Below are 11,279 nucleotides of genomic sequence, written 5' to 3'. Positions count from 1 at the left end.
ATCCTTATATTTCGTGATGGAACTTGGAGATTTGTAAATGAAACCTAATTTTGCAGAAATGTCTACAAAAGAATTGAGAGCGTATGTCCTGGCTCATCGGGAAGATATAGAAGCAGTAGAAATTCTGTTTAGTCGCCGTACCCCCGACTCAGAAGCAGTTATATATCCGTCAATGTTTACTGAAGATGATCAACCTATAGAAGAGAATAATCGGTTAATTGAAGAAGCGATCGCCCAAAGAGTCAAACAAGAGAAGAATAATCAGAGTGAATAGTGCAGTCCCTACTGTTGTAAGAACAACGTATGAAAGTTTATTTGAAACAATCTACTTACCTCCGGGCTTCTGAATTGAATTGAGTACAGTTTTTTGAGACAATACATAATGCACCAGTGAAGCTGCCGAAGCCGCTGCCAAAGGCTGGTACTTTTTGTGTTTTTTTCCATCTCCCCAGTCGCAGATAGACTTGACTAAAATCCATGCTGTACCTACACGCCCAGATGCAGCACAGAGTCCAGCCCCTTCCATTTCTCCTCCCACTGCTTGTGGAAATTGCTTAAATAATTGAGCTTTGAAATTCGGATTGTCAACTAACTTTTCCCCAGACAGAACCGCACCAATAATCAGGCTGCAATGTGAACCGTCGGGACGAGCAAACTTCCAGTTTTGAACGTTCTCAAAACGATTCAGCAAAGTTGTGTTACTTGGTGGAATGCTACCGCGATAAACAATTTCTTCCCCGAGGCGTTGCTGTTCGTAGGAGATAATCTGGGAAGCAACCAGTACATCTGCTATGTTTTGTTTGTTTGGGTCTTTTCCAAAAGCAATCCCAACCATGATAACTACTTTGGGACTCCACAAACGCTGTGCTTGCTCGGTTGCTAGAATAACTGAACCCTCGCCAATCGATCCCATGCGACATTTGGTAACAACAGTATTGTACTCACCGAATTTTCCTAAATAGTAGGTTTCGGGTCCAACATATGCCAGTAAAACTTTTTTCCTCTTAGGATATGGCTTGAGCAACTTTGCTACCGCTTTCAGTTCTACATCTGTGGCAGTAATAATGACAACATCAATTTCCTGCTTGAGTAACTGACATTGATTTTCATCAATTTCTTGGGTTTCTGGAAGATTGGGTGCGTACCAAGGTTGCTCTTCAATCTCATATTCAAATTCTTCTTCAGGAGAAATAGATGGATTCACTATTTCTTGGCTGGGGGGCAAACTACTCTTTTCCGTTTTCCAGATTTGCTTTGCTTCTTCCAGACACTTGGTCAGTTCCTCACGCAATGCATCTCCTTCTGGATAGCGATCGCGCAATACTTCTAAGAAAATGGGAAATATCGCTTCTCCACTACTGTGGCGTTTCTGTCGCAGATAGCTCAAACACAAATCGACCCGCTCATTTCTGTTTGTAGCTTCTGGTAGCCCCGAACGGAAAGGGTACAGCTTTTCGGTTATGAAGATTGCACCTAGCTTGGCATTGGTATCGAATTCTTCGCACCGCAAAAGAACATTACGACAACGAGTGTAGAAGTGATTGGGCATAGCGACCATAATATAGTTTTTAAGTTCTAAGATAGCATTGTTATTTAGGGTATTCTGGCTGTACTAAGGCTATGCAAGCTAATAACAGAAACAGACAGGAGTAGGCAAAAGATAAACTTAATAAGTGGTGTAAGTAAGTCAGTGAGAAAAACCAAACTATGTAATGAAAAGTAAAATTTCTAAATTTGGCTCGTAGTAGCGCTTTAGCGCATGCATCGCAACTACTAAGCAGTAACAGTAACGAATGTTTACACCGACTTACTTAGCTTAGAGATAATACCAATCATAGCTGGTACAAGAGTTCTATCATGGGTTATATTGGTCTCGTCGAGTTTCTTGAGCAGTGTAATTTGTTATTGACTTGATTATGGGAGGATTACCAGCTGAACTGCACAACCAATGTCGCTCCGTTCTCTTACGATGCGAAGAGTTTGAGAGCGACGATTATTTGCGTACAGTTTTTGGTATCGGTGAACTCTTCCCATTCCAATATGAACTGAGAAGTGCGCGTCATGCCAGCGAGCGAGTAGACTTCTGTATCAATGATTTGCGCCAAAAACGTACAGATAGCGGTGAGCCAGCCCTGGCAATTCTTTTAGCTACTTTGCGAGATAGATATGATGAGCGTAATGCAAGACATGGTGAGCTAGCAACCCTTCATGATGCTGTGCAGTCAGCCTTGGCACAAGTAGCAAATGTATCATCACAAGGAAACCACTTTGAGAACTTACGGCAAGAACTTCTTGCTGCATCACAGGGACTGCTAAACTGGCAAAGGACGCTTGGTCGTAATCAGCAGATTGAGCGTGCTGAGTTTGAGCAATTGCTGAATCTAATCCAACAAGAAAAGAGTTCTACCACGCTGATTTTGGGTGCTCCTGGTACTGGAAAATCTGCATTGCTTGCAAGTCTGGGTCATTATTTTGTTAATCAAAACGTTGCCCTTTGGGCAATTAAGGCTGACCAACTGGGGCGAGGAGTCAATACACTGGAGGATTTATGCACTCAGCTTCACTTAAGCTTCAACCCAAATCACGCAATTAGAAACCTGGCTAAAAAAGAAACAGTTGTACTTTTAATAGACCAGCTTGATGCTGTTTCTGAGTTACTAGATCGGCAATCTGAAAGACTGAATATTTTATTAAACCTCATCCAATCTCTTTCTGGAACGCAAGGCGTGCATATCATAGCTACCTCGCGTGAATTTGAATTTCGCCATGATATAAGGTTATCTTGCATTAATGCAGCAAGGATGGATTTACAAGTTCCTACTTGGGAGCAAATCGCGCCTCTTCTGACTGAAGCAGGTCACTATCCTGAAAGCATGGGACAATCTTTACGCGAGTTGTTGCAAACTCCCCTTCATTTAAAACTCTTTCTGGACGTTGCAGCACCAGGAGAAGTATTTAATTCCTTGCAGAGTTTGCTCAATAAGTTGTGGGAAAAGCGTGTACTAAATTCAGACGAACCACCAAACCGCCTTGAGTTGCTAGGGCTACTTGCCGATCGTATGAGTGATGATGAAGAATTCTGGTTACCAACTGCTTTAGCTGAAGATACTAACCCATTAGCGTGTCAAGCGCTGGAACAAGCTGGAATTTTGACACGAAGCCCAGACGGTTTAACCATTAGTTTCCGACATCAGACCTACTACGATCATACGCTTGCCCGTAATTTTGCCCGTGGTTCCTCCTTAGCAGACTATGTTCTGCAACGACAAGACGGTATTTTCGTGCGTCCCGTTTTCCTAAGTGGGTTGAGTTATTTGCGTGCTACATCTCCGGCTCGGTATCATCAAGAGATACAAAAATTGCTACAGTCTGAGCTAAGACTCCACATCCGTACTTTGTTGCTTGAATTTGTAGGTGGACAAAAAGACCCCGACAATACAGAAGCTCATCTGCTCTTACCCCTGCTAAATTCAGAAACTGAAGCACCAAGGATACTAGCCACCGTCGTTGGTAGCCCTGGTTGGTTCTCTCGCCTGCAATACCATGAGAGTTTTAGGCAGTGGTTGGATAAATCCCCTCAGAAAGCTGTTTACTGTGTACCAGTTCTTAAAGCAGCTGTGCGTTTCGCAACTAAGGATGTGTTAGAAGTGCTTGAGGATTGCTGGCTGAGCGATTCTACTTACGATTCTCTCACTCTTAGCGTTCTGCTAAATATTGAACAATGGACTCCTCAAGCCGTCAACGTTGCTATTACGGTAGTACGGCGTTCCATGACCGAGCCATGGCAAATATCTGCACTGATGGAGCAAGTAGCAGAAAATAACCCAGAATTGGCTCCCAAGGTTTTACGTGCTCACTTGGCTCGGTTGTTAGAGCAGGCTTTAGAAGAGGTAAATAAAGCATTACCAGAATTGCCACCAGATGCAGATGAAGCACAAAGACAAATTCATGCTTACATGAACGATCCACTTAACCCGCTAAAACATTTAATTGAAAACAAGCCAGATATTGACAACTTGGAAACCCTTGCAGCAGAAACACCGAAAGCTTTTCTCGATTCCACATGGTCTTGGTTTCTCAACGTTGTCAATCTGATTGCAGATGCAGAACATCCGTTCGTTGTGGGCTATCGTGATGATAGGGCTACGAGTAGCAGCTTTGAAGAAAGATGGCAACTTAGTCCTGTAGTGCTAGCCTTACTAGTTGCGATACAAGAGTTAGCAAAGCAAGATGTTCGGGCTTTTTTGAATTTTTTGGATAAAAATGTGGATTCTGACCTAAAAATCGTTCATCGTTTGCTAGCTCGTGGATTGGAACAAATAGCCAGTCAAGAACCACAACGGGTCCTGGAATATTTGATTGGGGACTCAAGACGTTTAAATTTAGGACATTTTGAAAATTACTACACAGAGACAAAACAACTCATAACGTCAGTTTGTCCTTACCTAGAACCATCAGACCAAGCACGTCTGGAAGCATTAGTAGTAACTTTTAAGCATTACAAGCATTTCCCTTCAGAATTGCCAGCTAAGAAACGATTACAATTTTTAAAATGGCAGCGTCAAGACCGATTGCGGCTTTTGCGTTCATTCCCTAGTAGTTGTTTAAGTGCTAAGACGAAGCGACTGAAGGAAGAGGAAGAACGTGCTTTGCCTGACACTGATGATTACGTAAGCCATATTTCTGCTGACTTTATTGGCTCTCGTATAACAGTAGATGAAATGGCTCGCGCTTCTGATGAAGATATATTGCGGCTATTCGATTTACTACCAGATGCAACAGCATGGGATGACCCAAAACGAGAATGGCTTGATGACCTTTCCCGTGCAGGGGGTGCTGTAGAATTGTCTCGTGAGTTCAGTAAATTAGCTCAGAGACAACCCAAGCGGGTAGTTAACTTACTTCAATATCTCAAATCCGGTCAACACGAAACTTATGCAGGTGCTGCGATAGCAGGGTTAGTTGACACAGACTTTTCCACCACTGATTTAATAAATCTAATTGAAAATCTTGAAAATCGAGGGTTTTCATCAGGAAACTTTCGTAGGGAAGTAGCCATTGCTTTGGGAAAACGTGCTCAGCGCGATCGCTGTCTTCCTCAAGCAATCCTAACGCGATTGGAAGATTGGCTGGCTAATGAGCCTGAACCAGTTTTCACAGAACCAGAAGCAAAACAAAACGAAACTCAGTCACGAAAGGAACCAATTTTGTTGGGTGCTAGTGGTAACTTCTCCTTACAACAAGGTCGTGCTGTCATTTTGTCCGCGATCGCTGTTGGCTACACATATCAACAACCTCCTGATTTGGATAATTGGGCACGCGTTATTGAAAGTCAGCTAAATCGAGAAAACCACCCAACTATTTGGGTTCTAACACTAAGGTATATGCCGATACTTCTCAAGGGAAATCTAGAACAAGCTACACAGCTTTATGATGCAGTTATCCAGAAATGTCCCGCGATATTGCGTCACCAACCTGCATTAAAGGCTATTGCTAGGGACATTAGATGGTTTGAGCCTCAGGAAAAAGTACAGGGATGGCTGGAGAAACTTTTAGCTGATAGTTCTGCTTTCTGTCGCCAAGCATACGGGGAATTACTTTTCATCTACTACTGTCATCACAAAGATACTTGGTCGGAGGAAGAAATTAACCGCCATCTAGCTGATAAGAATGATGAAGATATTCTTCTCGGTTTAGCTTATGCAGCAAGTTATAATTGGGGTCAAAAAAATTGTAGAAAAATCGCTACAAACATACTTTGTACTCTCAGTTCATATTCCTCAAATTTTGTTCAAACTGCTGTAGCCAGTATCTTTCGCTGGCAGAGAAAAGACTTCAAACCCAATCCAGAAATGAGGCAGATTATTCAAGCAGTATCTAATAACCCCCCTGTATTGCTTGAAGCGGCTTATTATTTGGTCGATTTGCTAGAACCTTTAACGGCTGGGGAACTTGAATTAGTATCGCAAGTTTGTCAAGCAATTCTGCAAGCTGCTAGTTCAGAGATAAATAATTCAAGTAGCAATTTACCGTTACAAGCAGAAAAACTAACAAATATCTCCATAACACTACATCGTCAGCACCTGCAACCCTATCGTGAAATTGGATTATGTATATTTGAAAAATTAATTTCTCTCAATTTAAGAGAAGCACGCGCTGCTCTTGACATACTTGATGTTGATAGACAACCTACTCAAGCAGTTTTCTTTACTGCGAGAAAAAGACCAAGACTAAGATAAATACCGTAATGTGACAATATCGCTATATCTGATTTACGAGAATTGTGAGACCTCAGAAACCCGCTTTCTTGAAGAAATTGGGTCCATTGCTCAACTTCTCTAGGGGATTTAGGATTGCTTGGGTTCCGGAATCATAGCTTAACCAGATGAAGTAAGTTATATAGACAATAAACCAAACTCACAGACAATATTAGTATCATTAAGATAATGATATCCCACTAAGCATCGCTATAAAAAAGTTAATACAGAAGATGGGCTTAAAATCATAGATCCAGCTTGCTATCAATGCACAAGTCTTATATTGAAAAAACTTTACTAGTCGAAAAGTCAAATTAATTAAAAAATTAATTTTTATGAAGATTAAAAAACCAATTAAAATTCTGATTGTAGCAGCCAATCCTACAAGCACTAATCGACTACGGCTGGATGAAGAGGTTCGGGAAATTGTAGCAGCGCACAAAAGATCGAAAGAGCGAGAAAAATTGGAAGTCGTCACTAAGTGGGCAGTACGAGTTGATGATTTGCGTCGTGGATTGTTAAACCATCAACCAACGATTATTCATTTTTCCGGACATGGGTCAGAAGAGAACGGACTTATCCTTGAGGATGAAACAGGACAAACAAAGTTAGTGAGCCCTGAGGCTTTGGAAGGGTTATTTCAATTGTTTGCTGATTTGGTGGAATGTGTGCTGCTCAATGGTTGTTATTCAAAAGTACAAGCTGAGGCGATCGCGCAACATATTCCCTATGTAATTGGCATTAGTCAAGAGATAAGCGACTTTGCTGCTTTAGAGTTTGCAACTGGTTTTTACAACGCGTTAGCTGCTGGATCTTCTATAGAGGAAGCTTACGAATTTGGCTGTGTTGAGATTTCACTCAGAGGTTTGTCAGAATTCTTAACTCCAATTCTTGTGAAGAAGGGTGAACTGAAGTTAGAAGGATATGACGAAGCTCTAAAGCGGTATGAAGAAGAATTTTCAAAAGCAGTACAGCAAGAATACCCACTCAGTCAGGAAACTCGTCGTAGATTGGAGTGGTTGCGCTCAGTTTTGGGAATTAAGGACGATGATTTAGAAGCCGTTGAAACACGAGTTGAAGATATTAAAGAGATTGGTTTAGCTGTTAGTCATGAATCTATCCGAAATTATCAGCAATTAGCGCTGGCAATTATGCGGCGGATGGGGGCTACAGACTCAACTCCCATTTCATCTCCACACTTCCCCAATGGAAGTCTTTGGGAAATCTCTCTTCCCTCAACTGGTCTGCAACTTCCCACACAAAATGCAATTTTTTATTTGTGTCAAGAAACCAATCCTACACTTAATAACCAACTCAAACAAATTACTCAACAACGAGATGGAGCTTTCTTAATTTTTGCCTCAGTCACCGATACTTGCTCTTATGGACTAACGCCATTGCAAGTTATTTGGTTGAGTTCCTCGTCTTTGATGGAAATGATTGCAACCCCAGAAAACGAGCTACTTGTCTGGTTAGCTAGGTTTTTATTTGGGCAAATCAACGTAGTCGCTTTACCGGGTATGCTACCCTATAAAACCAGGGGGATTGCTAAACTCTTTTTTGGACGTGAGAATGAACTGGCACGCATAACGAGTGGCGATCAAAGAGGGGGAATTATTATTGGTGCTCACCGCAGTGGCAAAACCTCCTTTTTGGAGAAGCTTAAGGAGAAATTGCAGCAACGGTCGTGTAAGGTCATTGGTCCACTGACTTTTTTCGGTTTCAAGTCCTTCTTTAAAGACACATTAGATCCGTTGGGTAAAGAGTCTTCAACGGGAATGGCTCTAGAAGATTGGTCTTTAGTTTTGAAAAGCTACAGTAAAAATAAGCAGGAGTGCCGCCTCGTCTTTCTGTTAGATGAAGTAGACAGAATGATTCAGGAGGATCTAACAACCGGAGCAAATTTAGGACAGACAATGCGGGCATTGCAAAATGAAGGTTACTGTGAGTTCTTTCTAGCAGGACATGCCAAACTGCGGGAAGCAATTGCCATAGAAGGTGGACCATTTCGCAATTTTGCAGAAGAAATTACACTGACAGGACTCACACAAGAAGCTGCCACAGACTTGATTCAGAGACCTATGAAATTATTGGGATTTGATGTGTCTGATGTTCAAGCAAATCGTATTTATAAAGGTACAGCAGGTGTGGCAGTCTTAATCCAAGAGTTTTGTCTTCAACTGCTAGATGGTCTTCGTCAAAGTGGTGCATCGGAAATCAGTGATGCAGCGATTGAAGAGGTTGAGCAATTTCCTGATTTTCTGGATATTGTGTTTGAGCATTACAGATATGGTCAAACATGGGATTCTATGGCGATTACTGTCTTAACTGCTATGAAAGGAGAGGTACAAAGAACAGATATTACTAAAGTTTTCCAACAACATGGAATTGATTTAAAAAGGGAGCAACTCGATAGAGCATTGGATTTTCTTAGAAGATTTGGTGTCTTACAAAAATTAAGAAATGGTCATTACTGCGTATTATCTAGTTATTTAGTTGATGCTATAAAAGCTAATGACCCTGAATCCCTTTTGGAATCAAAATTAGATAAAGAGAGGGCAGGTTAATGCCAACCCTAATTGAGCGCCTACAGTTACGAAAAGATTTATGTGAAATTCTAAAATCAGATTATGTTGCCTTGTTAGGGCAACGTGGTAGTGGTAGTAGAACATTGGTTAACCTAATAACCAGGAAAGAGTCTCCTTTACCTGGTATGAATTTCCTTGCGGTAGCTCTTCCACAAGGAATTCAAAACAGTGAACAGTTCATGGAGATATTTCTCAACAACGTAATTGATGCATCTACCCAAATTTCCCCGCAACCAGAGTTAGCCAACAAAATTCGGCAAATGCTTGAGCAAGAGGCAGAATATCCTGTTATCTTTCGCCTCAGAAGTGCTTTAGATATCTTGGGAAAAAATTCAGATTCCAATTATTTGGTTATTGTTTTACATGCTTTAGCTGATGTTTCAGAGCAACCATTAAAAGACTTACTACTGTTACTGCGCGAATACCATAAGCAAATAGGAATTCCTAACTTAGGTGGTGAAAAACTGCGATTTCTGGTAGTTGGAGGCGTTCGTTTATGGAATCTTTGCTGTCATAAACCCTCTGATTTAGAATCCCCTTTCAATATTGCAAAACGATATTTTATTCAGGGACTATCTTATAGGGAAGTTCAAGGGAGATTTGATGAAATTGGAATTGAACAAGCAGTAAAATTAAGAGACTTAGCTGATGGAGTTCCTTCTCTGGTTGAATTAATTTATCAAGAAGTAGAAGATTTTGAAGATTTATCCAGTTGTTTCGGTCCCTTGGAAAACAGTTGGAACTCCTTGTCTGGTAATGCTCAACAAGCTGTGAAAAATTTAGTTGTAGAATCTACTAAAGCATTTCCAAACTGCCAATTAGATTTTGAATGTCCACAAATTCCTAAATTTTCCGATTTAACCATCTGGCAAGAGGCATTTTGGGGAGGTTTTCTCAGGCTTAAACACCGCAAATTAACTTGGCGGTCTCCTGTTCATCTGGCATTTGTCATGACCCAAGCAGAAATAGAGGTAGATATGTCTAAATCTACCTTACTTAGAAAGAGTTTACTAGAACGAGTTGAGAATTTAGAAAATGTTTTAAAAAGTCCAATGAATGCTAAAGCTTTAGCTGAATGCATTGAGGAATTAGTCTATCTTGCGGTGCATTCAGGTAATGCTGAATTAGTTTGTTTGTTAGAGATAATGCTGGAGCGCAAACAAAGAGAAACTATTTTGATTGAGTTACAAAATGTAGTACAAAGCTCTTTGAAGCAATGGATTAAAGACCTAAGCAAGCTGACATCACAGTCTCCTGTCTTTTTTAATAAACTCATAATTGAGTCTGTCATGAACGGAGTTGCTTGTGACCTACTAAGGATACAAACCAATCAACAGATAATTACTGTCCCTTCTGACAGTGGCTCTATCCCGTCTAATTCTGAACAAGAACTACTAGAGTATCGCGAAGAAGAACAACCTTGGTTTATTCAAACTCTTCCAGAAACTAAAATAATGACTCAAGAAGAGTCAGAAAATTATAGAGAAATAGTTGATGTTATTATTATCACTGCAACAGATGTAGAATTAAAGTCAGTAACACGCTATCTCAAACCTTTTTCTCCCCAAAAGAAAGTGCGGTTACTTTACTCAGGCGCAGAGACATATTATTTAGGAAAATTTGGGGCTTTTGCAGCGGTTGTTACTAAATGCCGTATGGGTTCAATTGGAGAAGGTTCAGTTATTCTAGCAACAGAGCAAGCTCAACGTCTATGGCAGCCGAAGGCGGTGATTATGGTTGGTATTGCATTTGGAAAAGATGCAAAAACACAAAAAATTGCAGATGTATTAGTTGCTGCCAAAATAATTTCTTATGAACAACAACGCATCGGAGAGGAGATAATGTATCGGGGCAGTATTCCCCCTAGTAATACGATACTACTTAATCGGTTTGAAAATTCCCAAAATTGGAAATTTTTACGTCCTGATGGTTCATATTCTAAGGTTATTATTGGTTCTATTCTGTCGGGTGAAAAATTAGTAGATAACCCAGACTTCAAAGCAAAGCTTTTTCAGACTTTTCCAGACGCAATTGGTGGAGAAATGGAAGGAGCGGGTCTTTGTGCGGCATCAGGACGTGTGGGTACAGCATGGATTTTAGTTAAATCTATTTGTGATTGGGCAGATGGGAAAAAAAATGGCAAGCATCAAGCTTTAGCCTCAGCTGCAGCTGCTTCATTAGTGAATTATGTGTTATCTCAATCAACTGTCTTAAATGGGTTGAAAAAAATTTCATTATGATTCTCTTACCTCTAGGTGATTCACTAAATATATAGGTAGGGCTATGCCACATAACAAATGGTGGGCAGTGCCCAGCCTACAAACATTTGGAGGTTGAGGTAAGACATTAACAATTTGATTTGATGTAGGTAGGGTTATGTCGCATAACAAATGGTGGGCAGTGCCCACCCTACAAACATTTGGGGTTTGAGGTA

General features: G+C 40.8%; 5 protein-coding genes. 4 read left to right on the top strand and 1 reads right to left on the bottom strand.

Annotated elements, in window-relative coordinates:
• The first annotated feature begins 37 nt into the window (after positions 1-37).
• Positions 38-274, top strand: a complete 237-nt coding sequence (locus ACYRY3_RS26640; protein ID WP_460204633.1) for a DUF6887 family protein — start codon at positions 38-40, stop codon at positions 272-274.
• Positions 275-325: 51 nt separating this feature from the next.
• Here ACYRY3_RS26640 and ACYRY3_RS26635 read toward each other — a convergent pair whose 3' ends face one another.
• Positions 326-1,549 (bottom strand): 5'-methylthioadenosine/S-adenosylhomocysteine nucleosidase family protein, encoded by a 1,224-nt coding sequence (locus ACYRY3_RS26635; protein ID WP_460204632.1) that lies wholly within the window; start codon positions 1,547-1,549, stop codon positions 326-328.
• 367 nt (positions 1,550-1,916) lie between these two features.
• Between ACYRY3_RS26635 and ACYRY3_RS26630 the strand changes: the two genes are divergently transcribed.
• The 3 genes from ACYRY3_RS26630 to ACYRY3_RS26620 all read left to right on the top strand — a co-directional run bounded on the left by ACYRY3_RS26630 (position 1,917) and on the right by ACYRY3_RS26620 (position 11,085).
• On the top strand, positions 1,917-6,239 hold the full coding sequence (locus ACYRY3_RS26630; protein WP_460204631.1) for an AAA family ATPase: 4,323 nt from the start codon (positions 1,917-1,919) through the stop codon (positions 6,237-6,239).
• A 353-nt stretch (positions 6,240-6,592) separates the two neighbouring features.
• Positions 6,593-8,824: a CHAT domain-containing protein gene (locus ACYRY3_RS26625; protein ID WP_460204630.1), complete on the top strand. Its 2,232-nt coding sequence runs from the start codon at positions 6,593-6,595 to the stop codon at positions 8,822-8,824.
• Positions 8,824-11,085: a 5'-methylthioadenosine/S-adenosylhomocysteine nucleosidase family protein gene (locus tag ACYRY3_RS26620; protein WP_460204629.1), complete on the top strand. Its 2,262-nt coding sequence runs from the start codon at positions 8,824-8,826 to the stop codon at positions 11,083-11,085. Before ACYRY3_RS26625 ends, ACYRY3_RS26620 begins: the two co-directional genes overlap by 1 nt.
• Positions 11,086-11,279 lie beyond the last annotated feature (194 nt).

This window comes from Scytonema sp. NUACC21 (assembly GCF_054684315.1).
The sequence above is the reverse complement of the archived record's forward strand: the minus strand, read 5'-3'. Positions and strand labels throughout refer to the sequence as shown.

What these genes read in the sequence shown, in the direction of transcription:
- ACYRY3_RS26620 (WP_460204629.1), top strand. Translation starts at nt 8,824, where the DNA reads ATGCCAACCCTAATTGAGCGCCTACAGTTACGAAAAGATTTATGTGAA.
- ACYRY3_RS26635 (WP_460204632.1), bottom strand. Translation starts at nt 1,549, where the DNA reads ATGCCCAATCACTTCTACACTCGTTGTCGTAATGTTCTTTTGCGGTGC.
- ACYRY3_RS26640 (WP_460204633.1), top strand. Translation starts at nt 38, where the DNA reads ATGAAACCTAATTTTGCAGAAATGTCTACAAAAGAATTGAGAGCGTAT.
- ACYRY3_RS26625 (WP_460204630.1), top strand. Translation starts at nt 6,593, where the DNA reads ATGAAGATTAAAAAACCAATTAAAATTCTGATTGTAGCAGCCAATCCT.
- ACYRY3_RS26630 (WP_460204631.1), top strand. Translation starts at nt 1,917, where the DNA reads ATGGGAGGATTACCAGCTGAACTGCACAACCAATGTCGCTCCGTTCTC.